Source organism: Amycolatopsis pretoriensis (genome assembly GCF_900107925.1).
GTDB classification, from domain to species: Bacteria; Actinomycetota; Actinomycetes; order Mycobacteriales; family Pseudonocardiaceae; genus Amycolatopsis; species Amycolatopsis pretoriensis.
Genome location: NZ_FNUJ01000009.1, coordinates 206,750 through 230,401, shown reverse-complemented (window position 1 = coordinate 230,401; position 23,652 = coordinate 206,750). Strand labels below are relative to the sequence as shown.

General features: G+C 71.4%; 22 protein-coding genes. 11 read left to right on the top strand and 11 right to left on the bottom strand.

Annotation, left to right across the window (positions count from 1 at the left end):
* Positions 1-7: 7 nt before the first annotated feature.
* The 5 genes from BLV96_RS36715 to BLV96_RS36695 are packed head-to-tail and all read right to left on the bottom strand — an operon-like array spanning position 8 to position 2,321.
* Positions 8-571: a DNA-3-methyladenine glycosylase I gene (locus BLV96_RS36715; RefSeq protein WP_086681671.1), complete on the bottom strand. Its 564-nt coding sequence runs from the start codon at positions 569-571 to the stop codon at positions 8-10.
* A complete protein-coding gene (locus tag BLV96_RS36710; RefSeq protein WP_086681668.1) occupies positions 564-1,022 on the bottom strand; it encodes an SRPBCC family protein in 459 nt (152 codons plus the stop codon). Before BLV96_RS36710 ends, BLV96_RS36715 begins: the two co-directional genes overlap by 8 nt.
* On the bottom strand, positions 1,019-1,342 hold the full coding sequence (locus BLV96_RS36705) for a DivIVA domain-containing protein (protein WP_086681665.1): 324 nt from the start codon (positions 1,340-1,342) through the stop codon (positions 1,019-1,021). The genes BLV96_RS36710 and BLV96_RS36705 overlap by 4 nt, the downstream gene beginning before the upstream one ends.
* Positions 1,339-2,007 (bottom strand): permease prefix domain 1-containing protein, encoded by a 669-nt coding sequence (locus BLV96_RS36700; protein ID WP_086681662.1) that lies wholly within the window; start codon positions 2,005-2,007, stop codon positions 1,339-1,341. The genes BLV96_RS36705 and BLV96_RS36700 overlap by 4 nt, the downstream gene beginning before the upstream one ends.
* Positions 2,004-2,321 (bottom strand): helix-turn-helix transcriptional regulator, encoded by a 318-nt coding sequence (locus BLV96_RS36695; protein ID WP_086681660.1) that lies wholly within the window; start codon positions 2,319-2,321, stop codon positions 2,004-2,006. Before BLV96_RS36695 ends, BLV96_RS36700 begins: the two co-directional genes overlap by 4 nt.
* A 60-nt stretch (positions 2,322-2,381) precedes the next feature.
* Here BLV96_RS36695 and BLV96_RS36690 point away from each other — a divergent pair, with 60 nt between their 5' ends.
* Genes BLV96_RS36690 through cydC form a run of 4 tightly spaced genes read left to right on the top strand, consistent with a single transcriptional unit; the run spans position 2,382 to position 7,671 of the window.
* Entirely contained in the window at positions 2,382-3,542 is a 1,161-nt protein-coding gene (locus tag BLV96_RS36690) for a cytochrome ubiquinol oxidase subunit I (RefSeq protein WP_086681657.1), read from the top strand.
* A gap of 3 nt (positions 3,543-3,545) precedes the next feature.
* A complete protein-coding gene (locus BLV96_RS36685) occupies positions 3,546-4,514 on the top strand; it encodes a cytochrome d ubiquinol oxidase subunit II (protein WP_086681654.1) in 969 nt (322 codons plus the stop codon).
* A gap of 8 nt (positions 4,515-4,522) precedes the next feature.
* A complete protein-coding gene (gene cydD, locus BLV96_RS36680; RefSeq protein WP_167379852.1) occupies positions 4,523-6,082 on the top strand; it encodes a thiol reductant ABC exporter subunit CydD in 1,560 nt (519 codons plus the stop codon).
* Complete coding sequence (gene cydC / locus BLV96_RS36675) at positions 6,079-7,671, top strand: thiol reductant ABC exporter subunit CydC (RefSeq protein WP_086681650.1); 1,593 nt, start codon at positions 6,079-6,081, stop codon at positions 7,669-7,671. Before cydD ends, cydC begins: the two co-directional genes overlap by 4 nt.
* Here the strand turns inward: cydC and BLV96_RS36670 are convergent.
* Positions 7,607-8,509 (bottom strand): glucosyl-3-phosphoglycerate synthase, encoded by a 903-nt coding sequence (locus tag BLV96_RS36670; protein ID WP_086681647.1) that lies wholly within the window; start codon positions 8,507-8,509, stop codon positions 7,607-7,609. The genes cydC and BLV96_RS36670 overlap by 65 nt on opposite strands.
* Positions 8,510-8,560: 51 nt before the next feature.
* Between BLV96_RS36670 and BLV96_RS36665 the strand changes: the two genes are divergently transcribed.
* Positions 8,561-9,235, top strand: a complete 675-nt coding sequence (locus BLV96_RS36665) for a lysophospholipid acyltransferase family protein (RefSeq protein WP_086681644.1) — start codon at positions 8,561-8,563, stop codon at positions 9,233-9,235.
* On the opposite strand, the gene BLV96_RS36660 is transcribed toward BLV96_RS36665, so the two are convergent.
* Both BLV96_RS36660 and BLV96_RS36655 read right to left on the bottom strand, forming a co-directional pair.
* Entirely contained in the window at positions 9,232-9,660 is a 429-nt protein-coding gene (locus BLV96_RS36660) for a peptidase inhibitor family I36 protein (protein ID WP_086681641.1), read from the bottom strand. The genes BLV96_RS36665 and BLV96_RS36660 overlap by 4 nt on opposite strands.
* Before the next feature lie 62 nt (positions 9,661-9,722).
* Positions 9,723-10,439 carry an SDR family oxidoreductase gene (locus BLV96_RS36655; RefSeq protein ID WP_086681638.1) on the bottom strand — a complete coding sequence of 239 codons (717 nt, stop codon included), beginning with the start codon at positions 10,437-10,439 and terminating at the stop codon, positions 9,723-9,725.
* A 70-nt stretch (positions 10,440-10,509) separates the two neighbouring features.
* Between BLV96_RS36655 and BLV96_RS36650 the strand changes: the two genes are divergently transcribed.
* The 3 genes from BLV96_RS36650 to BLV96_RS36645 all read left to right on the top strand — a co-directional run bounded on the left by BLV96_RS36650 (position 10,510) and on the right by BLV96_RS36645 (position 14,894).
* Entirely contained in the window at positions 10,510-11,361 is an 852-nt protein-coding gene (locus BLV96_RS36650; protein WP_086681635.1) for a LysR family transcriptional regulator, read from the top strand.
* 90 nt (positions 11,362-11,451) lie between these two features.
* Positions 11,452-12,399 (top strand): hypothetical protein, encoded by a 948-nt coding sequence (locus BLV96_RS50935; protein ID WP_244180745.1) that lies wholly within the window; start codon positions 11,452-11,454, stop codon positions 12,397-12,399.
* An 11-nt stretch (positions 12,400-12,410) separates the two neighbouring features.
* Entirely contained in the window at positions 12,411-14,894 is a 2,484-nt protein-coding gene (locus tag BLV96_RS36645) for a DEAD/DEAH box helicase (protein ID WP_244180744.1), read from the top strand.
* A gap of 63 nt (positions 14,895-14,957) precedes the next feature.
* Here the strand turns inward: BLV96_RS36645 and BLV96_RS36640 are convergent, their stop codons facing one another.
* The 3 genes from BLV96_RS36640 to BLV96_RS36630 are packed head-to-tail and all read right to left on the bottom strand — an operon-like array spanning position 14,958 to position 18,169.
* Positions 14,958-15,542, bottom strand: a complete 585-nt coding sequence (locus BLV96_RS36640) for an LOG family protein (protein ID WP_086678966.1) — start codon at positions 15,540-15,542, stop codon at positions 14,958-14,960.
* Positions 15,542-16,327 (bottom strand): LOG family protein, encoded by a 786-nt coding sequence (locus BLV96_RS36635; RefSeq protein WP_086678967.1) that lies wholly within the window; start codon positions 16,325-16,327, stop codon positions 15,542-15,544. Before BLV96_RS36635 ends, BLV96_RS36640 begins: the two co-directional genes overlap by 1 nt.
* Positions 16,328-16,336: 9 nt before the next feature.
* Positions 16,337-18,169, bottom strand: a complete 1,833-nt coding sequence (locus BLV96_RS36630; RefSeq protein WP_086678968.1) for a glycoside hydrolase family 9 protein — start codon at positions 18,167-18,169, stop codon at positions 16,337-16,339.
* 149 nt (positions 18,170-18,318) lie between these two features.
* Here BLV96_RS36630 and BLV96_RS36625 point away from each other — a divergent pair, with 149 nt between their 5' ends.
* From BLV96_RS36625 to BLV96_RS36615, 3 genes are all read left to right on the top strand, one after another.
* On the top strand, positions 18,319-19,611 hold the full coding sequence (locus BLV96_RS36625) for a helix-turn-helix domain-containing protein (protein ID WP_091390058.1): 1,293 nt from the start codon (positions 18,319-18,321) through the stop codon (positions 19,609-19,611).
* A gap of 648 nt (positions 19,612-20,259) precedes the next feature.
* Positions 20,260-22,284, top strand: a complete 2,025-nt coding sequence (locus BLV96_RS36620; RefSeq protein WP_091390055.1) for a M4 family metallopeptidase — start codon at positions 20,260-20,262, stop codon at positions 22,282-22,284.
* A 74-nt stretch (positions 22,285-22,358) separates the two neighbouring features.
* Complete coding sequence (locus tag BLV96_RS36615; RefSeq protein ID WP_086680342.1) at positions 22,359-23,624, top strand: helix-turn-helix domain-containing protein; 1,266 nt, start codon at positions 22,359-22,361, stop codon at positions 23,622-23,624.
* Positions 23,625-23,652: the final 28 nt, after the last annotated feature.

Sequence of the window (23,652 nt, the reverse complement as noted above, 5' to 3'; positions counted from 1 at the left end):
TTCCGGGTCAGGCGGCCCGGAAGCAGCCCTTGACGTGGTCGTCGACCATGCCGGTGGCCTGCATCAGCGCGTAGCACGTCGTCGGGCCGAGGAAGACGAACCCGCGTTTCTTCAGCTCCTTGGCCATCGCCTTGGACTCGTCGGTGATGGCCGGGACGTCCGCCATGGAGGCGGGACGCCGATGAGACGAAGGCGCGAACGACCACAGCAGGTCGTCCAGCGGCGTGTCCAGCGAAGCGATCGCGCGAGCGTTGTTGATCGCCGCCAGGATCTTGGCCCGGTTCCGCACGATCGACGCGTCCTGCATCAGCCGCTCGACGTCGGCGTCGCCGAACTTCGCCACCTTCGCCGGCTTGAACTGCTTGAACGCCTTCCGGAAGCCCTCCCGCTTGCGCAGGATCGTGATCCACGAGAGCCCCGACTGGAACGACTCGAGGCACAGCCGCTCGTACAGCTCGTCCTGTCCGTGGAGCGGAACGCCCCACTCCTCGTCGTGGTACGCCGCGTAGTCCGGCGTCGAATTGCCCCAGCCGCACCGCGCGACGCCGTCGGCGCCGAGAAGCTCACTCATCCCCACCCACCGAATAGTCCTCCGCGAACCGCGCGAACCGCCGCAGCGACAGGCGCACCCCCAGCGCGAACGCCGGCCGCACGACCGGCCAGCCGAGCCGGCCCAGCGGCCCGAACGGCAGCCGCAGGTGCTCGGCCCAGACGAACGTCGAGCGCGTCGCGCCCTTGGCCACCACCTGGAACGTGCCCGTGCCCTGGACGACGCTGCCGAGGTGGCGGACGCCGCACCGCACCGGCGGCTCCCAGCTGGTGATCTCCATCGTGTCCGTGAACCCGAGGCCGGCCAGCCCGGTGAACGCCGCGATCCGCGAGCCGACGCTGCGGCCGTTGCCCTCGACGACCTCGACCTCGGTGCCGAGCATCCACTCGCCCTGGCGGGTCCAGTCGGTCAGCGCGAGCCAGGTCGTCCCGGCCGGCGCGCGGACGTCGACCGAAAGGATCAGATCGGTCACTGGGCGCCTTCGGGCGAGCTCTCCCGCTCGCGTTCGCGCTGCTCCAGCTCGGCGACCCGGGTGCGCAGCTCGTCGAGCTCGACGCCGAGGCGGCGCATCACCCAGTCCACTTCGGACATCTTGTAGCCGCGCAGCACCAGCTGGAAGCGGACCTCGGTCAGGTCCTCGCCGGTGATGTCCTCGGCGGGCAGCCGCGTCGGCGAGCTGCCCGGCGGCAGCGGGGCGAGCTCCTCACCCCGGCCGAAGACCACCGCGGCCAGCAGGAACACCACGGCGGCCACCAGCAGCATGACTACGAGGTAGATCAGCGCGGTCGTCACGCGACGATCGTGGCATACCCACCCCAGGAACGTCTCGCGAGCACGACGAGCCGCAGCGAAAGCAGCACCCAGGCGACCATCAACAGGACGCACGGGACGCTCAAGAACAGCCTCGAGACGTCGACCAGGCCGGTCGAGCCGATGACCAGCCCGACCGAGGCGAGGTTGATGCCGACGGCCAGCGCGATCAGGACGCCGCAGAACCGGGCGAGCCGGACGGCGTCGAGGCGGCGGCTGAGCCAGCGGGTGCCCAGCAGGGCGATCAGGCCGATCACCGGCACCACGAAGACGGCGCCGTGGGTGGTGTGGGCGACCACCTTGTACCACTCCGGCGTGGGCGTCGACAGCTTCGTCCACTCGCCGAAGGTGAGGATCCGGGCGTAGTCCCAGGACGCCTGCATCAGCGGGACGCCGATGACGAGCTTCCACAGCGTCCGGACGCCGCTGAGCATGCCCAGCTCGGCCTGGTAGTCGCGGGCGACGACGGCCGCCGGGCCGAAGTCGGCGACCGCGCGGCGCTCGGCGTCCTCGTCGCTCCAGCCGCCCGCGCGGTAGGCGTCGGCGGCGTCGTGCAGCCCGTCGCGGGCTTCGTCCAGCAGGTCGGCCTTGAACCGGCCGCAGCCGTGCAGCCTGCGGTCCAAGTCGCCCAGGTATTCGTCGATCATGTCCCCAGCACTCCCCCGATGACCGTGGTGAACTCCCGCCACTCGGCGCGTTCGGCGGCCAGGGCCTGCTGCCCGGAGCGGGTGAGGCGGTAGGTCCGGCGCTTGCGGCCGGACACGACGTCCCACTCGCTGGCCAGCCAGCCGGCCCGCTCGAGCCGGCGCAGCGCCGGGTAGACGGTGCCGGTGGGCAGGTCGAGCGCGCCGTCGCTGCGCAGCTGGAGCGCCTCGATGATCGCGTAGCCGTGCAGCTTGCGGCCGTCGAGCACGGCCAGCAGCAGCGCGTCGAGGTGACCGCGCAGGGTGTCCGCCTTCATGAGTACGCAGTCTACACGTCGGCTCGCTACATGTAGGCAGACTATGTGTAGCCTGTCTACATGAACGCACTTCCGGTCGCGAGACTCCAGTTCGCGACGACGACCTCGTTCCACTTCCTGTTCGTGCTGCTCACACTGGGGTTGGTCACGCTGGTGGCCGTGATGCAGACGCGCTGGACGCTCGGCGGCAAGCCGGAGCTGCTGCGGATGACCCGCTTCTGGGGCCGCCTGTACGTGATCAACTACGCGCTGGGGATCGTCACCGGAATCGTGATGGAATTCCAGTTCGGGCTGACCTGGACCGGGCTTTCCGCATTCGCCGGCGACGTCTTCGGCGCACCGCTGGCCATCGAGACGCTCGTCGCGTTCTTCCTCGAGTCGACGTTCCTCGGCCTGTGGATCTTCGGCTTCGGGCGCCTGAACAAATGGCTGCACCTGACCCTGATCTGGCTGGTGACGCTGACCGCGTACGCGTCGGCGCTGTTCATCATGCTGGCCAACTCGTTCCTGCAGAACCCGGTCGGCAGCCGGCTCGAAGGCGGCACGCTGCACCTCGACGACTTCGGCGCGCTGTTCTCGAACCCGGCGCTGGCCGCGTCGCTGCCGCACGTGCTCAGCGCGGCGCTGGTGACCGGCGGGTTCTTCGTGGTCGGCGTCAGCGCGTACCACTTCCTGAAGCGCACGACCGAGGTCGAGTTCTTCGGCCGCTCGATGCGGATCGGCGTCGTCGCGGCGCTCGTCGGCTCGATCTTCGTCGTCAACCAGGGTTTCGCGCAGTTCGGCCAGCTGAAGATGTACCAGCCGGACAAGCTGGACGAGAGCGTCGTCGGCATGCCGCTGGGCGCCATGATCGGGCTCGGGTTCCTGATGTTCCTCTGCGCGCTCCTCGGCACGCTGCTGCTGGTCAAGAACTGGATCACCAAGGCCCGGTTCCTGCACTACCTGATGGTCGCGGCGATCCCGCTGCCGTTCGTCGCCGCGATCATGGGCTGGCTGGTGCGCGAGCTCGGCCGGCAGCCGTGGCTGGTCTGGGGGAAGCTGCGCACCGCGGACGCGATCGCGGGCGTCCCGGCGGGCCAGATCCTGTTCTCCTTCATCGCCTTTTCCGTGCTGTTCGCCGCGCTCGCGGTGGCCGACTGGGTGCTCATGGCGCGCGTCGCCAAGCGCGGCCCGGAACCGGCCGAAGAGCCCGCCGAACTGCCCGTCCTGAGCGGAGTCTGACCGGTGGCGACTTTCTGGTGGTGCGTGCTCGGCCTGCTGACCTGCGGGTACTTCGCGCTGGCGGGCTACGACTACGGCGTCGGGATGCTGCTGCCCGCGTTCGAGGCCGACGAGCGGAAGCGGCGGCAGACGCTCGGCGCGCTCGGGCCGTTCTTCCTGGCCAACGAGGTGTGGCTGGTGGCCGCGGTCGGCCTGCTCTTCGGGGCGTTCCCGCACCTGGAGGGCAAGGTGTTCGCCGGGGCGTACGTCCTGGTCGTGACGCTGCTGCTCGGCCTGGTCACGTTCACGGCGTCGATGCAGCTGCGCAGCCGCCGCCCGGACGCGCGGCGCGGTGCCTGGACGGCGGGCATCGTCGGCGGCGCGCTGGTGACGGCGCTGTCGTGGGGCCTGTTCCTCGGCAACGTGGTGCTCGGGCTGCCGCCGATCGCCGACGTGCTCGCGTTCTTCAACCCGTACGCGGCGCTGTGGGCGCTCGGGTTCGTCGCGTTGTTCTGCTTGCAGGGGGCGGCGTTCCTCGCGGTCCGCGCGCCGGCGGAGCTGACCCGCCGCGCGGTGCGGCTGGCGCGTTCGTTGACCGCGCCCGTCTTCGCGTTCCTGGTGATCGCGACGGGCTGGGGGTTCTTCGCGCTGGACGGTGTGACGGCGCTCGGCGCGGGTGTCGCCGTGCTGGCCTTCGGGGCTTTCGCCGCCTGCTGGCTGGGGTTGCGGACCCGGCGGTACCGGGTGGCGCTCGTCGGGTCGATGGTGCTGTCGGCGAGCCCGGCACTGCTGGCCGGGACGCTGCGGTTCCCGACGGTGCTCGCGTCGCCGGGCTCGACGCTGACCGTCGGCGACGCGGCGACGGCGTCCGGGACGTTCGGAATTCTGGGCTGGTTCGCCGCGCCGGCGCTGGTCTTGCTGCTCGTGGTGCAGTGGCTGACCTGGCGCGCGCACCGGAACCCCGTCGACCAGCGTTCGCTGCTGCACTTCTAGGAGTTCCCGTGCCTGCTCTGCCCGGACTCCGGCGGTACCTGTCCGTACTGGCCGCGCTCGGTGTTCTTTCCGCGGCCGCGGTGCTGCTGCAAGCCGAAGGGCTGGCCACGCTGCTCACCGGCGGCGGGGTGTCCCTGTTCCTGGTCGTGGCTTTGCTCGGGCGGGTCGCGCTCACCTGGGGTCAGGGTGTCCTCAGTGGACGCTTCGCGGCCGCGGTGCGCAGTGGACTTCGGCGACGGCTGCTCGGCTCGTCACCGGACCGCGCCGGCGTCGTCGCGACGCAGGTCACGCGGGGTGTCGACGCGACGGACAGCTACCTGACCGGGTACCTGCCGTCGCTGGTCGTCTCGGTCGTGGTGCCGATCGCGGTGGTCGTGCGGCTGTTCACGACGGACCTGGTGTCGGCGCTGGTGGTGACGGCGACGCTGCCGCTGATCCCGGTGTTCGCGATCCTCGTCGGGAAGCACACGGCCGCGCGGACTTCGCGGCAGTGGTCGTTGCTGCTGAAGCTGGGCGGGCACTTCCTCGACGTCGTGCGCGGGCTCGGGACGCTTCGCGTTTTCGGCCGGGCGTCCGCCCAGGCCTCGACGGTCCGCTCGATGGCCGCCGCCCACGCCGACGCGACGCTGAAGACGCTGCGCGTGGCGTTCCTGTCGTCGCTGGTGCTGGAGCTGGTCGCGACGCTGTCGGTCGCGCTGGTCGCGGTGCCGATCGGGTTCCGGCTGCTGGCGGGCGAACTCGACGCCCGGACGGCGCTGCTGATCCTGGTGCTGGCACCGGAGGCGTACTTGCCGCTGCGCGCGGCAGGCGCGAAGTTCCACGCGGCGGCGGAAGGGTTGACGGCATTGCGCGAGGTCCTCGCCGTGCCGGTGGTTTCGCCGCGCTCGGCTGCCCGCACTCGACGTCGAGGGGCGCCTTCGGTCGTCTTCGAGCGGGTATCGGTTTCCTACGAGGGCGTTCCGGCTTTGTCCGAAGTGGACTTCTCGGTGCCTGCCGGTTCGCGGGTGGCGCTGGTCGGGCCCAGCGGGTCGGGAAAGAGCACGGTGCTGGCTGTCCTGCTGGGGTTCGTGACGCCTGCTTCGGGGCGGGTGCTCGTGGACGGCGTGGACCTGCGATCCCTGTCCCCCGCGGACTGGCTGGCCGACGTTGCCTGGGTCCCGCAGCGGCCCACGTTGTTCCGGGGATCGTTGGCGTCGAACATCGCCCTGGGCTCGCCCGCCGACGTTCCCGCGGCGGCCCGGGCGGCGGCGCTGGATTCGGTGGCCGCGGGGTTGCCCGGTGGGTTCGACACGCCGATCGGCGAGCTGGGCGAGGTTCTCTCGGCGGGCCAACGTCAGCGCGTCGGCTTGGCTCGGGCGCTGGCGCGAACTTCGGCGGGACTGGTGCTGCTCGACGAGCCGACCGCGCGGCTGGATTCCCGCACGGAGTCGGCAGTGCTGTCCGCCACGCGGCGGTTGCTGCCGGGGCGTACGGCGCTGCTGGTCGCGCACCGGCCGGCGATGGTTTCGCTGGCGGACCGGGTGATCGAGCTGCGGGATGGGCGCGTTTGTGCGGAGGTGGCGGCGTGAACATCTGGGCTTTGTCCACAAGGGACTTCCTGCGACTTCTCCGTGCCGCCCTTCTCGGGGCCGGCGCCGAACTCGCCGCCCTCGCGCTCATGGCCACCGCCGCCTGGCTGCTCCTGCGCGCCGCCGAACAGCCGCCGCTCGGGGCCCTGACCGTCGCCATCGTCGGCGTCCGGACCCTCGCCCTCCTTCGCGGCGGTCTCCGGTACGCCGAACGGCTCGCCGGGCACGAGGTCGTCCTGCGGTGGCTCGGCGCCCTCCGAACCCGCGTCTATCAGGCCCTCGTTCCCGGCTCGCGGTTCTCCGGCGGCGACCTCGTCACGCGGCTCGTGTCCGATGTGGACGCCCTGCAGGACGCCGTCCTGCGGTGGCTGCTGCCCGCGGGCGTCGCCGCGCTGGTCGGAACCTCCGCCGTCGCGATCACGCTGACCGCGTCCGTGTCCGCCGCCATCGTGCTCGGTGCCGGACTGCTCGTCGCCGGGGTCCTGCTGCCGTGGCTGGTCGTCCGGATCACCCGCCGGGCCGCTCGGGAAGACGCTCCAAGACGAGCCGAACTCGCCGAACGCGCGGTCGAACTCGTCACCGGACATCGCGAACTCGTCGCTGCCGGAGCCCTCGACGAACACCGCGCACGGGCCACCGCAGTGGTCGACGAGATCGCCGCGACCGACCGGAAAGCGTCGGCCAAGACCGCCGTGGCGACCGCCGCCGGGACGCTCGTCCAGCTGGTCACCACGGTCGCCGTCGCCTTGCTCTGCCACGCCTCCGTGCCGTGGACCGCCGCCCTCACCCTCGCCGCCTTGACGAGCTTCGAGGTCGTCCTCCCCTTGATCGGGGCCGCCCGCCGCGTCCCCGAGATCCAGGCGTCGGCCGCCCGCGTGAAGGCCGTCCTCGAAACGCCCGTCAAGCCCACCGGCACCCGACGAGTCCAAAGTGGACACTTCCGGCTCGCGAACGCCGGCGTCCGGTACCCGGGCCGCGCGCCCGCGTTGCAGCACATCGACCTCGACCTGCCGCCCGGCAAGCGCGTCGGCATCCTCGGCCCGAGCGGCGCCGGGAAGACCACCCTGCTGCGGCTCCTGCTCGGCAGCGAAACCCCGACGGACGGCCAGGTCCTCCTCGACGGCCACCCGCTCGGCGAGTACGCCGACCTGCCGCGGATCATCTCGGGCGCCGAAGCCGACGCGCACATCTTCCACACGACCGTCCGCGAAAACCTGCTGCTCGCCAAGCCGGACGCGACCGACGGCGAACTGGCGGCAGCCTGCGCGACCGCCGGTTTCGACCTCGGCCTGGACCGCGAAACCGGCCCGGACGGCGACGCGCTCTCCGGCGGTCAGCGGCAACGGCTGATCCTCGCCCGGGCCGTCCTGGCTGACCCGAAAGTGCTGGTCCTCGACGAGCCGGTCGAAGGCCTCGATCCCGCCCACGGCGACGCCGTCCTGCAGAACGTCCTCGCGCACGCCAAAGGCACGGTCGTCCTCGTCACCCACCGGCCCGAGCACCTGGCCGGCTTCGACGAGGTCCTCACCCTCGAGGACGGGCGAGCACTTCCCGCATCGGCGGCCGGTCGGCGACCCGCACGTCCGTGACGTCCGGCAGCCACTCCTCGTCGACCTGCACGAACTGCGTGAACGGCGCGTCCGCGGCCGGGACGCCGCAGCGGTCCAGGGCCGTGCCCAGAATCTGCCGGGACATCGCGCCCAGCTGCAGGAGCGACCGGTTGCGGTGCTTGCGGACACCCAGGTTGACCTGGGCGAGCCCGTCGAGGCCGTAGCGGGCCTCGGCGTCGAGCAGCAGCCCGATCTCGACGCCGTACCCGGCCGCGAACGGCACCGACTCGAGGAACTCGCGGGTGCCCGCGTACTCGCCGCCGAGGGGCTGGACCAGCCCGCCGAGCGCCGGGCGCAGCGCCGAGAGCACCGGCCGCGCCAGCAGCTCCGTGACGCGGCCGCCGCCGGTGCTCTCCAGTCGCAGCGGACGCCGGTAGAAGCCCTTGACCAGGTGGACGCCGTTTTCGGTGAGCAGCGGCCCGAGCAGCGACGGCACGAACGCCGGGTCCGGGTCGACGAGGTCGGAGTCGAGGAACACGACGACGTCGCCGCTGGTCGCGGCCAGCGAGCGCCACAGGACCTCGCCCTTGCCGGGCACCGGCGGCAGGTCCGGCAGGACGTCCTCGCGGCGCACCACCCGCGCGCCGGCGGCCTCGGCCGTTTCGACGGTGGCGTCCGTGGAACCCGAGTCCATGACGACGAGCTCGTCGACGACACTCCCCAGGTGGGGCCGTACCGACGCGACGACGTCACCCACGGTCCGCTCTTCGTCCAGTGCCGGTAGCACGACCGAAACCGTCCGGTCACCCTTCGCGGTCACGATGTCCCCGGGCGTCCACCCGGGCTCCTGCCACGTACGCCGCTCGAACCAACTCACGAGTAACGATCGTGCCATGCTGGTGGCACCGCACCCGAGGAGGAGGACCACTTGATCGCGCTGCTTGTCCGGTTCGTGCTGGGCCCGCTGGCCAGGGCGGTGTACCGGCCCGAGGTGCGGGGCGTGGAGAACGTGCCCGCCGACGGCCCGGTGCTGCTGGCCGCCAACCACCGCGCCGCGCTCGACACCGGCGTGATCACGTTCGCGACCCCGCGGCAGGTCAAGTTCCTCGGCAAGGCGGAGTACTTCACCGGCAAGGGCCTCAAGGGCAAGCTGATGGCCGGGTTCGTCGGCGGCCTCGGCTACATCCCGGTCGAGCGCGGCAACGCCCAGGCCGGGCTCGCGGCCCTGGAGGCGGCCCGCAAGGTGCTGGACGCGGGCGGCGTCTTCGCGATCTACCCCGAGGGCACGCGCTCCCTGGACGGCCGGCTCCACCGCGGCCACACGGGCGTCGCGGCGCTGGCGCTGGCGACGGGGGCGAAGGTGGTGCCGGTCGCGCTGACCGGCACCGAGGGCCTCCAGCCCGGCGGGGCTCGCATCCCGCGTCTGGCCAAGATCGGCATCACGTTCGGCAAGCCACTCGATTTTTCGCGGTACGAGGGCCAGGACTACGCGCCGGCGATCCGCCGGTCGGTGACCGACGAGGTCATGTACGCGATCTTGGAGATCTCGGGGCAGGAGTACGTGGACACCTACCACAAGCGGCCCAGCGAGGGCGTCGCCTAGTTGGGGATCCAGAGCAGCGAGCTGGTGATGTTCGCGAAGCTGTACTTCGGCGCCAGCGGGCCCCGCCAGCCGCGGCCGATCAGCAGCTTGCGCCCGGGCTGGTAGTAGTTGTAGCCGATGTTCTCGTAGAGGGCCCAGACGTTGCCCGTCCGGTTGTAGGCGTACTGGAACTTGTCGTTGAACACGTAGCCGTTGATCGCCTTCGTCAGATCGGACGACCCGTCCTGGAAGCGGGCCCAGTGGCCGGTGGCGTCGGCGTTCTCCCAAGCGCAGAACCACCCTTCGGGGCAGTCCTGCCAGGAGCTGACGGTCGCGAAGCCGCTGGTCGCCGCCGAGGCGGGCGTCGCGGCCAGCGCCAGGGCCGCTACGGGCGCCAGCAGCACGGCCGCGAGCCGCCGGACCACGCGCTTGCTCTTCCGGACCATATTGGGCTCCTTCCCTCGGTTCGCCACCCTCCACGCGTGGCCCGGCCCGGCGGTTTAGGCCGTCACCAGGGCACCACGCCCTCGTCGTCGACGAAGGTGCCCGTCGGACCGTCCGCGCCGATCGTCGCCATCCGGACCGCTGCCACCGCGCCCTGCGCCGGGGTCCGGAAGCCGGCGTGGCCGTTGAGGTCCGTGGCGCAGTAGCCCGGGCAGACCGCGTTGACCAGGATCCCGTCGGGCCGCAGCTCCCGCGCGTACTGCAGGGTCAACGACGTCAACGCGGTCTTCGACGGCGTGTACCCCGCCGAAATGGGCAGCTCGGTGTCGAGGTCGGCGTTCCGGGTCAGCGACGCGGCGCTGCTGGCGACGTTGACGATGCGCGGCGCGGCCGACCGGCGCAGCAGCGGCAGCAGCGCGTTCGTGACCGTGATGACGCCGAAGAAGTTCGTCTCGAAGATCGTGCGCAGGGTGCCCAGGTCGGCGGTGCTCGGGCTCTGGTGGGCCGGTTCGGTGCCCGGCGGGCGGGCGATCGCGGCGTTGTTGACCAGCACGTCGAGCCGGCCGTAGCGCTCCTCGACCAGGGCGGCGGCCGCGGTGACCGACGCCGGGTCCGTCACGTCGAGGACCACCGAATCCGCGCCCAGTTCCGCGGCCGCCTTCTCGCCCAGTTCCGCGCTGCGGGCGCCGATGACGACGGTGTGCCCGAGGGCGGCGAGCTGCGCGGCGATCTCCCGGCCGATGCCCTTGTTCGCGCCGGTGACCAAAGTGATTTCGTCCATGGCCCCAGCACACCAGCGGGCCGCCCGCGCGAGCCAACACCGATGCCGCATCGGCCGATACTCTGGCGGTATGGAGACGCGGGAGCTCGCGTATTTCGTGGCCGTCGCCGAGGAACTGCACTTCGGCCGGGCCGCGCGGCGCCTCGGCATGGCGCAGCCGCCGCTGTCGCGCGCCATCCAGCAGCTCGAACGCCGCATGGGCGTGCCGCTGCTGAACCGCACGAGCCGCGGCGTCAGCCTGACCCCCGCGGGCGCGGTTTTCCTTGCGGAGAGCCGAAAAGCGCTCGACGCGGTGGACGCGGCCGTGCGCCGTGCACAGCGCGCGGGGCAGGAGGTGCCGAAGCTGCTCGTGGCGATGAAACCGGACGGCGACGCCGGCCTGCTCGAACGGATCCTCCCCGGTTACCGGGCCGACCCGGACGCGACCGAGGTCGAGGTCGTCGTGGGCGGGGTCGGCGAGCAGTCCCGCATGCTGCGCGACGGCCGCGTCGACCTGGCGTTCCTGCACGGCCCCCACGACGACTGCGTCGGGTTCGACACCGAGCTGCTGCTGGAGCAGGACCAGGTGGCGATGCTCGCGCGCGGGCACCGGCTGGCCGGCCGGTCGGCACTGGTGCTCACCGACCTGGACGGCGAGCCGTTCCCCCGCTGGCCCGGCAGCGACGTGGACGGGTCCGAGGTGCGGGACGCGGGGCAGCTGCTCCAGCTCGTGGCGCTGGGCCAGGTGGTGGCGATCGTCCCGGAGTCGGCCCGCCGCCACGCGCGCGCGGACATCGCGTGCGTGCCGGTGCTCGACGCGCCCCGGACGTCGGTGCTGCTGGCCTGGCCCGACCGGACACGATCCCGGGCGGTGGCGGCGTTCGTCCGCGCCGCCACCGCAGATGTGCGAATCGACGCCATTTCTCCGATAACGCGCGATTAATCCAAATCAAGCACGCTCGGCAACTTGATATTGAACCCTCGGTAACCCTAGTACTCTTCCTGGCGCCAGGGAGGGTGCGACAGGGGGACCATGAGGGACGAAAACCAAGCCAGCCGGATACTGCGTTTCTGGCGGTCGATAGAAATACTCAGCCCGCAAAAAGCGCCCAAGCCGACCGCGTTGGGTGCGCGGAATACCCGTGAGTGGGTTCTCGACCTCCCGCCGGGTGCGGTGTGCCCCTGGGACCAACAGCATCCGATCAGCAAGAAACCGCTGAGCCCGGGGTTTACCAGGCAGTACACCGTCTACGGTGGCTTGTTCGACCTCGCCGGGGTGCAATCGGTTCTGAAGCGGCACTTCGGCGACGACGGTAGGTACGTCGATCAGCCCCTCCGGGGTGAAGCCGCCTCGTTCGCCTTCACTCTCGACGCGCGAGGCGCGCTGATCGAGAACTCCGGAACACTGTCGGCCTGCGCCTGGGCGATCGGGCGAACGGCGAAGGTGAATCCGGAGACGCCGGAATGGCTGGAAGGCTTCCAGCAGGAGGAGCGGGACTTCGCGACCGCCCTGAACGCGTTGACCGCCTCCACGACGCTGAAGTCACGAGCCGCAGGGGTCGCCCGTGCGGCTGGGCACGCGATCGCGGCCAAGGCCAAGGCCGCCGCGATCGAAGCGGGCACCGAGGGAGCCAAATCCGCCGGAGCAGCCGTCACCACCGCGGCGGCGGCGACGGTCGGAGCCGTGGCCGGTCCGATCGTGGGTGGCGTCGCCGGAGCGGTCGCCGGGAAGTTCGCGGAAGCACTGCTCACCCCCAAGAAGCAGGACGCGTCCGAGGCCCCGGAAAAGGACGAGTACGAGGAAGCAGCCGAATCGAGTGCGCCCCGATTCGTCATCACCTCGCGCGCGTTGCATTGGTTCGCCGGGAAGCTGGGACCGAACTGGGCATCAAGGACCTGCTCGGAACTGGCGGGATCCGCGTCAAGATTTCGGTCGTCCGAGCTCGCGACGCAGCCGAGCCCGTCGAGCAGAACTTCTTGAACAGTTACCTCATGGACGACCTGGCACGCGTCGCCGACGCGGTCGCGAGTGAGAAAACCGGAACCGCACTCGCCGAGTACCTCCGAGCCGACCGAACGATCCCGGCCGGCGACCGGATCGACGTCCGATCGGACACCGCGGCGGTCGTCCGGAGTGTCGAGCCCGCACGGATCCCGCCGGGAAGGTGGCCGCAAGACCCGAAGCGGTCGCTGGTGGTGAGCCAGCAGTTCGCCGTCGACCGGGTCATCGGCGACCTCGGCCCGGATGGCGGTGTCTTCGCGGTCAACGGCCCTCCAGGTACCGGCAAGACGACTCTCCTGCGCGACGTGCTCGCCGCGATCGTGGTCCAGCGCGCCGAAGCGTTGTCCACGCTGCACCACCCCGTCGACGGCTTCTCCGGGCCGCCACGCAGGGTCGTTCTTTCCGACCGCTACACCGCGACCGTCCGTGCGCCACGCGCCGACCTCACCGGTTTCGAGATCCTGCTGGCGACGACGGGTAACGACGCCGCGGAGAACGTCACGGCCGAGATCCCCGGCATCGGCGCGGTACGCGGTGGGGAAGAAGCCGCTCTGGCCACCGACTACTTCACCGAACTGGCCACCCACGTGCTCGGCGCCGAGGCGTGGGGCCTCGTGGCGGCGAAACTCGGGAGGAAGTCCCACTGCGCGGCCTTCGTCAAGAGCTTCTGGTGGGGCGACAGCCGGCCGTCGTCGAACACCGACCAGCAGGACCAAGCCGAACCGGAGCAGATCAAGGGAATGCGCGCGCTCCTGGACGACGCCGCGCGAGAACCACTCGACGCTGCCGACTGGGCACGTTCGGTAGCTCGGTTCAAGACAGCTTTGGAGAAGGTCCGGAAGCTCGCCGACGAACGCCAGCTCATCGCCGAAGCGATAACTCGTCTGGCGCTCGAGCGAGCCGATCTCGAAAGAGTCGAGAAGAACCTCTCGGAAGCGCAGGGCCACTGGCGCCGGACCCACCAGTACGTGCCCGCGGTCTCGGCGCGGCTGCACCGAGCTCGACGCGCCTTCGCCGAGGCCGATCGGGAATACGAGCTACACCTGCGACGCAAACCGGGATTCTGGGAACAGGTGTTCAGCTTGTTCCGCCGGCTCAACGAGTGGCGCCAACGCGACGACGGGCTCGCCCAGACCCGTGAGTTCGCCCGCCGAGAGCTCCGAGAAAGCCAGTTCCACCAGGACAACCTCCACGCCGAGCTGAATCGGCTGGCTGAGCAGTGCCGGCACTACGACCAGCGACGGCGCGAAGAGCGCCGGAAGGTGACGGCCACGACGCAGATCGTCGACTCGGCTCGCGCACGGTGGCCGGACGTGCTTCCGGTGGCCGAGAGCTTCCGCGACCCGGACGACTTCCAGCTGTGGACGCCGTGGGCCGACCCCGAGTTCACCCGCGCGAGGAACGACGTCTTCCTCGAAGCCCTCCGCCTGCACAAGGCGTTCGTGCTCGGTTCCGAGGCTCGACTGAAAGACAACCTGAACACCGTCATGACCGCTCTCCGCGAGCGCCTGACGATCGCGACGGACGAGCTCCTGGCCGCGTGGCAGTCGCTGTTCCTCGTAGTCCCGATCATCTCGACGACGTTCGCGTCGCTCCCCCGCTTGTTCGGGCAGTTCAAGGCCGACACGTTCGGCTGGTTGTTCGTCGACGAAGCCGGGCAGGCGGCTCCACAGCAGGTGGTTGGCGGGATGTGGCGTGCTCGGCGTGCCCTGATCGTCGGTGACCCGCGGCAACTCGAGCCCATCGTCTCCTTGCCCCAGACAACGCAGGACGCCTTGGGCCGGCATCTTCGCGTGGACCGGAGGTGGGCACCCGGACGAGCCTCGGCCCAGCAGATCGCCGACCGGCTGGCCCGCTTCGGCACCGCGCTTCCGCAGGACGACGACAGCCCGCCGCTGTGGGTGGGTTCACCGTTGCGGGTGCATCGCAGGTGCGACCGGCCCATGTTCGAGATCTCCAACCGGATCGCCTACGGCGGCACGGTGATGGTCTACGGGACGGGTGACCGCGGTCCGTACCCCGGTTCGAACCAGTGGATCGACGTCGCGTCCGGTGAGTCGGAGGACAAGTGGATCCCCGAGGAAGGCCGCGTCTTGGTACGTCTGCTGCACGACCTGATCGCCGACGGCGTCCCGTTGAGGGACATCCGAATCATCAGCCCCTTCCGGAAGGTGATCCAGGGCAGCCAGCGGGTCGTCGGGTCGCAGCTCGGGTGGGACTTCGCCACGGAGCACATCGGGACCGTACACACCGTTCAAGGGAAGGAAGCCGATGTGGTGATCCTCGTCCTGGGTGGCGGGCCGGGCAAGCAGCGAGCCCGCTCCTGGGCGGCGGAAAAGCCCAACCTGCTCAACGTTGCCGTCTCTCGCGCGAAGCGCAGGCTGATCGTCATCGGCAACCGAGCCGACTGGGGCCGTGAACAGTACTTCGACGTCCTCCGTGCCACCCTCCCCCGGACCCTGCCCGATACGTGAAGCACCGAGGCCGCCGGTCCCGAGCCCACCGTGGCTCGGGACCGGAGCCGGACGCCACCGACGTCAGATCCCCGGCGGCTCCGTCGCCCACTTGGGCGGGGCCGGCGGTTCATACGTCTCGAACCGGTCCAGCAGCACCGCCGGGTCCGCGTCCGCCATCAGCAGCTGCCGGTAGTCCGCCTTGACGAACCCCTCCGCCACCATGTGGTCGGCGAACGCGAGCAGCGGCCCGTAGTAGCCGTCGACGTCGACCAGGCCGATCGGCTTGCCGTGCAGGCCCAGCTGGGCCCACGTCCAGACCTCGAACAGCTCTTCCAGGGTGCCCGCGCCGCCCGGCAGGGCCAGGAAACCGTCGGACAGCCCGGCCATCTTGGCCTTGCGCTCGTGCATGTCGCGGACGACGTGCAGTTCGGACAGCCCCGCGTGCGAGATCTCCACCGAAGAAAGCGCCTCCGGGATCACGCCGACCACCTCGCCGCCCGCCGCCAGCGCCGCGTCCGCGACCACGCCCATCGTGCCGACGCTCGCGCCGCCGTACACCAGGCCGATGCCGCGTTGCGCCAGGAGCTTGCCCAGTGCCGCCGCCTGCTCGGCGTAGCGCGGGGAGAACCCCATCGACGAACCGCAGAACACGCAGATCCGGGTCATCAGTGGGTGTCCTCCCAGGCCTGGTAGGACTCCTGGACCACGCGGACGGCGTCGTCGATGTCGTCGGTGACGTGCAGCAGGTCGAGGTCGTGCGGGCTGATCTTGCCCTCGGCCATGACCGAGTTCTTGATCCACTCGTACAGCCCGCCCCAGTAGGCGCTGCCGAACAGCACCACCGGGAACTTCGTGACCTTCTTGGTCTGCACCAGCGTCAGCGCCTCGAACAGCTCGTCGAGCGTGCCGAAGCCGCCGGGCAGGCAGATGAAGGCCTGCGAATACTTGATGAACATCGTCTTCCGGGCGAAGAAGTACCGGAAGTTGACGCCGAGGTCGACCCACGGGTTCAGGCCCTGCTCGAACGGCAGCTCGATGCCGAGCCCGACGGAGAAGCCGCCGGCCTCGGCCGCACCGCGGTTGACCGCCTCCATCGCGCCCGGGCCGCCGCCGGTCATCACGGCGAAGCCGGCGTTGGCCAGCGCGCCGCCGATCTTGCGGCCGAGCTCGTACTCGGGGTTGTCGCGCTTGGTGCGCGCCGAGCCGAACACGGTGACCGCGCGCGGGACCTCGGCGAGCGCGCCGAAGCCCTCGACGAACTCGGCCTGGATCCGCAGGACGCGCCACGGGTCGGTGTGCACCCAGTCGCTCGGGCCGCGCGCGTCCAGGAGCCGCTGGTCGGTGGTGCTGCCCTGGTCGCGGCGGTCGCGGCGCAGCACGACCGGGCCCTTGTGCCGCTCCACCGGGCGTTCGGGGTACTGGCCGTCCGGCCATTCAGACTGTTCGCTCACTTCCCCATGCTACGGCCTCGCCGCCAGCGAAAAAGCGAGCAGCGCCGTGGAGGTGAAGTCGATGGCGGGCTCGTTGCTGGGCCATGAACTGAGGTCGTCGGCGTAGCGACTTCCCTGGCCGTCGAAGGATTCATACGGACGGGTGCATTCCTTCGCGCCCGCCGGGAACGGCAGATCGGCGAAGTTGTCCGCGCCGTTCGGGCCGTTCACGACGGCGCCGTACAGCACTTTGGAAGGGCCGGCGAGGTTCGCGGCCTGGTGGTGCGGGCACTGCGGGAACGTCGAGCCGACACCGACCACGAGCGACACGCCCCAGGCGTTCGCGCCGAGCGTGAAGTCACGCTGTTGCGCGCCGAAGGCCGCGTACCGGGTGTCGCCGGTGACGCGCTGGTAGAGCCGCGCCGTGGCCGCGAAGCCGAAGCTCTTGCTGGCGGCGTCGAAGTCGGTGATGTCGACCGCGGTCCGGAATGGACTCTTCTTCGCCTGCTCGACCCCGGCGTCCAGCTGCCGGCGCAGGTCCGCGGCCAGGTCCCGGACGCCGAGCGCGGCGCCGGGGACGCCGGCGCGCAGGAGCCCGGCGAGGTCGGCGTGGGCGAGCGCGCTGGTGTCGTAGAGGTTCAACGTGCTCGTGTCGTCGCTGCCGATGTAGGCCTTCGCCCACTTCGCCGCGTCGCGGACCCAGCCGTTCGCGCGGGGGTCGTTCAGCTTGCGGGCGGCCAGCGCGAGCTGCGTCGCGCCGAGCTCCAGGTCGTCCTCCCAGGACGACTCCGGGTAGTAGGCGTGCGGGAACGCGCTGACGAGCTCGCCGACGCCCGTCGTCTTGGCCTGCGCGAACACCGCGGCGGCTTCGGCCAGGTAGTGCCGGGCCAGGCGCGGGTCGCGGTGGGCCTGGGTTTGCGCGCCCAGCGCGAAGGCGGCCGCGACGCGACCGGCGAGGTTCGGGGACAGCGGTGCGCCCGCCGGGGCGGCCGGGAACACCGGGCGGTACTTGACGAAGTACGCGGGGTCGCCGGGCTTGACGTCCAACGCGTCGTCGTCCTGCGGCTCGCGCCAGACGTCGTGGTCGCCGAGGAAGCCGAACTCCTCGCTGCCGGTGCCGATGCCGACCTGGGCGTAGAGGGTCCTGGTCTTGCCGTCCCACATCTTGTCGAGCCAGTCGAGGCCGAACCGGACTTCCTTCGCCAGCACCGGATCGGGGTCGTCACGCAGCACGAAACCGAGTTCGGCCAGCGAATACGCGGTGTTGGAGGTGAACTTGACGAAGTCGCCCGCGTCGACCCAGCCGCCTTCGACGTCGACCGGGCCGCCTTGAGGCTTCAGCGGTTCGACGATTTCGTCGCCGCCCTCGCCCTGGAACTTCGGTTCCGCGTAGACGGTCGCCTGCTTGTCGGCGAGGTGCGATGGCTTGCGGTCGAGCCGGCCGGGGACGACGTCGTGGCCGTCGCGCTGGGCCTGGAAGAACTCGGTCGTGGCGCGCACGAGCGGGCGGAACAGGCGGCTCGCGGTGTCGATCCGGAACGGCGGCGACGTCGCTCCCGCGGCCTTCACGCGGTAGGTGCCCGGTCGGTCCAGAGTGGACAGGTCGAGGTCGAACACGGCCGGGTAGCGGGTGTTCCAGGCGCCGAGGCTCGCGCCGGTGCGGCCCTCCCGGACGGTGCGGCCGCGCTCGTCGACAACGCTGAACTTCCCGGGCGCGCCGCCGAGCAGGTACGCGTGCTTCGCCTCGCCCAGCGCGTAGCCGACTTGGTCGACGCGCACCTGCGCCGGGGTCGCGGCTTCGGCCGGGGCGGCGGCGAGGGGCACGGCAAGCGCGGCCGCCGTCGCGAGGGGAAGCAGGCGCATGATCGGCCTCCGCTTTGTTAGGAAAGTTTCCTATTTAACGCTAGCCTGACGGCGGCCGGGGCGTCAATATGTCCGTTTCGGTTCATGCGGACACGCGTGGTGCCCGACCGGACCGGCCGTGGTCTCCGGTGCGGCGGCCCGGCGGGGCGATGACCTACCGTGGGGAGATGACCGAACCGCTCGGCGCGCGGATCCGGCGGTTGCGCACCGACCGGGGGTGGACCCAGCGCGAGCTGGCCGAGCCGGGCTACGACCGCGGTTTCCTCGCGAAGGTCGAGACGGGCAGCCGGCCACCGTCGGAGGAGATGCTGGCCTACCTGGCGCGCCGGCTCAGCCTGACCGTCGACGAGCTGCGGTTCGGCCGGCCACCCGGCATCGCCGAGGAGCTGCGCGCGGCGCTCGACGAGGGGTACCGCGACCTCGAACAGGGCCGGGTCGCCGCGGCGGAGGAGCGGTTCGCGACGGTCGCGCAGCAGGCCGCGGGCTACCGCCTCGACGACGTCGAGTGCTACGCGCGGTTCTGCCGGGCCGAGGTGAAGTGGCAGCTGTTCGACGTCTCGGGGGCGCAGAAGGAGCTGGAACACGCTTCGGAGCTGGAAGGTGCGGCGCCGCCGTGGCTGCGGGCGATGATCGTGCACCGCTGGTCGGGCTGCCGATACCTGAGCGGCGACGCCGGGACGGCGATCGCCCGCGTCGAATCGGCTTTGAGTTCGTCCGAGCTCGATCCCGACGCCGAGTTGTGCCTGCTCAGCGCGTTGATCCACCCGTTGATGGAGATGGGCGGGCTGCACCGCGCCGAGCGCGCGGCCCACGACGGTGTCCGGCTGACCCGGGTGGCCACGCGGCCGGATTTCGTCGCGCGGTTCCACCGGCAGGCGTCGCAGGTGTGGCAGGCGATCGGGCAGCCGGAGCGGGCCGAGCAGGATTTGATCGAGGCGTGCCGGCTGTTCGCGTCGGTGGGGTTCGACCGCGACGCGGCCCGTTGCCGCTGGGCGCGGGGGTACCTGCTGCGCCGCCTGGGCCGGTTGGCGGAGGCACGCGCGGAGCTGACGGCGGCCCGCGACCAGCTGGCGGCGATCGGGTCGGAGGAGGGCGTCGCGGGGGCGACGGTCGAGCTGGCCGAGGTCCGGCTCCGCCAGGGGGCGTCCGCGGAGGCGGCTTCGCTGGTGTCGGAGGTGTGGCCATTGCTGGCGCGCGATGTGGAGGCGCTGGGGGAAGCGACGGGGTTGCGCGGGCAGATCGCCCAGGCCGAGGGGGATTTGGAGAAGGCGACGCGGTTGTTGCGCGAGGCGGCGGAGATCCAGACACGGGCCTCACTGCACGGGGCGGCGGTTTCGACGGCGTTGAGGTTGGGTGACGTGCTCCGACAACGTGGTCATGTGGCGGAGGCCATCGAGGCGTATAGGCGGGGCTTGGACTCGGCGGCGGGGACCGAGGGGTAGGACGGGCGGCCGGGCGGCTCGCCGAGGCAACACCCGCGCTCGGCCGCCGGGCACCGCCGCGAACTCCGCCCAAGCGCCAAGCCCGCGCGCGCCCGCCGGGCACCGCCGCGAACTCCACTCAAGCGCAAGCCCGCGCGCGCCCACCCACGCGCCCCCGGCGAACCAGAGCCAAGCGCCAAGCCCGCGCCCGCGAACAGCGCCCAAGCGCCGGGCGGCGACCGCCCACCCACGCGCCGCCCGCCAACCCCACCCAAGCCCCAAGCCCACGCCCGCCGGCCGGGCACCGCCGCGAATCCCACCCAAGCCCCCAGCCCACGCGCGCCCACCAACACCCGAGAACTCCCGCCCCCGCCACCGCGAACCATCCCCGCCCGCGCCGAGCACCCACCCCGATCCGCCGGACCACTGGGCTCACTGGTCCGAACCATCCCCAACTCCCTACCAAAGTTGGTGAATTGGTTCAGACCAGTCGCCAACCCCGCCATTTCCTGCGGTTTCGCCCACGAGACCGTGATCTTGAACCCGCCCCACTAGGCCATTCAGCCCATTGACCAGCACACGACCGGAACCTTTACTCGGACGCGTCCGGCGCAATAACAGCAGTTATTCCGCCGGTCACACTCCCCGCGTTCCCCGGAAAGGTGCCCCATGAGATCCCCACGAGGGCTGGCGGCGATCGCCGGCCTGGCCCTGACCTTCGCCGCGGTGCCGGCGATCCCGGCCGCCGCCGCTCCCACGCCCGCCGCTCCCCCCGAAGCGCTTGCCGCGCGGGCCGCCGACCAGGCCGCGCTCAACGGCGTCGACCGGCTTGCCAAGGGTGCCGGTGAGACCTTCCTCCGCACCGGCGTCACCCCCGGTGGCGGTGGCCTCTTCTACGCCTCCTACCAGCGCACCTACCACGGCCTGCCGGTCGTCGGCGGGGATGCCGTCGTCGTCGCCGACGGGGCCGGGCACGTCCGCGGCACCGAAGCCGCGCGCACCGCACCCATCACCGTCAAGACCCAGGCCACCCTCGACGCCGGGCAAGCGACGAAGATCGCGCGCACGAAGGTGTCCCAAGTGGACAGCACGACCGCGCCCAAGCTCGTCGTGCTCGCCGGGGACGCCCCGAAGCTCGCCTACGAGGTCGTCGTCTCGGGCCACAACCAAGCCCACCCGACCAAGCTGCACGTCTTCGTCGACAGCGCGACCGGCCAGGTCCTCGACACCCGCGACGACGTCCGCGAAGCCGGCACCGGCAACTCCTACTACGCCGGCACCGTCTCGATCGACACGTCCGGCTCCGGCAGCTCCTACTCGATGACCGACCCGAGCCGCCGCGGGATCGCCTGCGGCCGCGAAGGCGGCGCGATCTTCACCAAGAGCAGCAACACCTGGGGCAACGGCTCCGGCACCGACCTCGAAACCGGCTGCGTCGACACGCTCTACAGCGTCCAGACCGAGTGGAAGATGCTCGGCGACTGGCTGGGCCGCAACGGCATCGACGGCGCCGGCGGCGGCTTCCGCGCCAGCGTCGGCCTCAACGACGTCAACGCCTACTGGGACGGCTCCTCGACCCACTTCGGGCACTCGCAGGACAACCGCCGCCAGGCCACGCCGATGGACGTCGTCGGCCACGAGTTCGGGCACGCCATCTTCCAGACCACGCCCGGCGGCGCCGGCTCCGGCAACGAGAACGGCGGGCTCAACGAGTCCACCGGCGACATCTTCGGCGCGCTGACCGAGGCCTACGCCAACAACCCCGTCGACCGGCCGGACTTCACCGTCGGCGAGGGCGTCAACCTCGTGGGCCAGGGCCCGATCCGCTACATGTACAACCCGAGCCAGGTCGGCGACCCGAACTGCTACTCGTCGTCGATCCCGAGCACCGAGGTGCACGCCGCCGCGGGGCCGCAGAACCACTGGTTCTACCTGCTTTCCCAGGGCAGCAACGCTTCCCCGGCCAGCCCGACGTGCAACGGCAGCACCGTCACCGGCATCGGCATCCAGAAGGCCGGCAAGATCTTCTACAACGGCCTCCTCAAGAAGACGTCGTCGTGGAACCACCGCGCGGCCCGCAAGGCCACGCTCGAAGCCGCGGTCGCGCTCTTCCCGGGCAGCTGCACGGAGTTCAACGCCACCAAGGCCGCGTGGGACGCCGTGAGCGTCCCGGCCGTCAGCGGTGAGCCGACCTGCAGCGGCCAGCCGCCGGCCGGCAACGACTACTCGCTGACGCTGTCGCCGACGTCCGCGTCCGTCCAACCCGGACAGACCGCGACCACGACCATCACCACGCGGGTCACCTCGGGCAACGCCCAGACCGTCCAGCTGCTCGCCACCGGCCTGCCCGAGGGCGCGAAGGCGACGATCAGCCCGGCGAGCGTCCAGTCCGGCGGCACCGCGACGCTGACCATCACCACCTCGGCCACCACGCCGCAGGGCACCAGCCAGGTGACGGTCACCGGCGACGGCACCGACGCCGACCACACCGCGCAGTTCTCGCTGACGGTCGGCACCGGCACCCCGCCGACCGGCTGCGACGGCATCGCCGAGTGGGATTCCGCGAAGGGCTACGTGCCCAACGACGTCGTCGGGCACAACGGTCACAAGTGGACGTCCACGTGGTACTCGACCGGTGCCGAGCCCGGCGCGCCCGGCTCGTGGGCCGTGTGGAGCGACGCCGGCGCCTGCTGATCCCCGCCGCGCGGCGGCGGGCGACTCCCCCGCCGCCGCGCGGCCTACCCTGAACCGGTGGAAGGGCGACCCGAGTGAGCGAGAGCGTCGGCGAACGCCTGCGTGAGCTGCGTACCGAGCGCGGGCTCACGCAGCGCGAACTGGCCGGACCGCAGTACTCGGCGGCGTACGTGTCGTCGGTCGAGACCGGCGCTCGGACGCCGTCGGGCGACGCGCTGCGGTTCTTCGCCCAGCAGCTGGGCATCGACCCCGACGAGCTGCTCGGCGGCAGCTCGCCGCGCGAGCTGATCGAGCTCGACCTCGAGCTCATCGAGACGGCGGAACGGTTCCTGGCCGGCGACGCCCGCCGCGCGATCCCGCGGATGCAGCGGCTCCGCCGTCAGGCCGAACGCCTGGACCGGCCGCGGCAGGCCGGGATCGCGTTGCTGTGGCTGGCCGGGTACTCGACCGGTGAGATCCGCACGAAGTACGTCTCGGAGGCCGAAACGACGTTGTCGGGCGAGCCACCGCCGGTGCGGGCGATGGTCGTGCCGCTGCGCGCGGCGGTGCTGTCCGGCTGGGGCGAGGCGCAGTATTCCCTGCACCTGCTGGAAACCTGCCACGCGGAGCTGCTGCGTGACGGGTACCCGCAGCCGTCGATGCTGCTGACGCTGCGCGCCTGCCTGGCCGAGCGGCACCTGCGCCAGGGCGACCTGGAACGGGCCGCGGAGTACGCCGAGTCGGCGTTGCGGCTCGCCCGGGGCGGCCCGGGCGTGCTGGCCGAGCTGACCCGCAGCCACCTCGAGGTGTGCCGCAGCCACCTGGCGGCCGACCGGTTCGCCGACGCGACCGCGTCGATCACCGCGGCCTACGACCTCATGCAGGAACGCGCGCTGCACCCGGCGATGGCGCACTGCCTGCTGGCCCGGGCCCGGGTCCGGGGCCGCGCGGGCGACGTCGAGGGCGCGCTGGCCGACCTCGGCGCCGCGCGGGAAACGGCGTGGCCGGACGACGTCCCGGCGATCACCGTCGAGCTGGCGGCGGAGTACCTGGCGGCGGGCCGGCTGCAGACGGCGGCCGCGCTGCTCGACCAGGTCCGCCCGGCCGTCGTCGCGGGCACGCCGCTGGCCGCGGAACTGCGGCTGCAGCTGGGGTCGCTGGCCCGGGCGCGCGGCGACGCCCGCGGCGCGGCGGAGTACCTGCGGGCGGCGGTCGAGCTCGCCACCGGGCTCGGCGCGCGCGGTGTGCTGGTGCGCGCTCTGCGGCCGTTGAGCGAGCTGCTCGGCGAGACCGGAAAGCAGGAAGAAGCCGCGAACGTGCTGCGGAACGGGCTGATCGCGCTGGGCGCCGAAGCCGACTGACATCGTTTTCCTGAGCAGTACTAACGAT

Excerpts from the sequence above, each read along its gene's own strand:
- BLV96_RS36715 (WP_086681671.1), bottom strand. The coding sequence starts at position 571 with ATGAGTGAGCTTCTCGGCGCCGACGGCGTCGCGCGGTGCGGCTGGGGC.
- BLV96_RS36700 (WP_086681662.1), bottom strand. The coding sequence starts at position 2,007 with ATGATCGACGAATACCTGGGCGACTTGGACCGCAGGCTGCACGGCTGC.
- BLV96_RS36695 (WP_086681660.1), bottom strand. The coding sequence starts at position 2,321 with ATGAAGGCGGACACCCTGCGCGGTCACCTCGACGCGCTGCTGCTGGCC.
- BLV96_RS36690 (WP_086681657.1), top strand. The coding sequence starts at position 2,382 with ATGAACGCACTTCCGGTCGCGAGACTCCAGTTCGCGACGACGACCTCG.
- BLV96_RS36660 (WP_086681641.1), bottom strand. The coding sequence starts at position 9,660 with ATGGTCCGGAAGAGCAAGCGCGTGGTCCGGCGGCTCGCGGCCGTGCTG.
- BLV96_RS36655 (WP_086681638.1), bottom strand. The coding sequence starts at position 10,439 with ATGGACGAAATCACTTTGGTCACCGGCGCGAACAAGGGCATCGGCCGG.
- BLV96_RS36650 (WP_086681635.1), top strand. The coding sequence starts at position 10,510 with ATGGAGACGCGGGAGCTCGCGTATTTCGTGGCCGTCGCCGAGGAACTG.
- BLV96_RS50935 (WP_244180745.1), top strand. The coding sequence starts at position 11,452 with ATGAGGGACGAAAACCAAGCCAGCCGGATACTGCGTTTCTGGCGGTCG.
- BLV96_RS36645 (WP_244180744.1), top strand. The coding sequence starts at position 12,411 with ATGGACGACCTGGCACGCGTCGCCGACGCGGTCGCGAGTGAGAAAACC.
- BLV96_RS36640 (WP_086678966.1), bottom strand. The coding sequence starts at position 15,542 with ATGACCCGGATCTGCGTGTTCTGCGGTTCGTCGATGGGGTTCTCCCCG.
- BLV96_RS36630 (WP_086678968.1), bottom strand. The coding sequence starts at position 18,169 with ATGCGCCTGCTTCCCCTCGCGACGGCGGCCGCGCTTGCCGTGCCCCTC.
- BLV96_RS36625 (WP_091390058.1), top strand. The coding sequence starts at position 18,319 with ATGACCTACCGTGGGGAGATGACCGAACCGCTCGGCGCGCGGATCCGG.
- BLV96_RS36620 (WP_091390055.1), top strand. The coding sequence starts at position 20,260 with ATGAGATCCCCACGAGGGCTGGCGGCGATCGCCGGCCTGGCCCTGACC.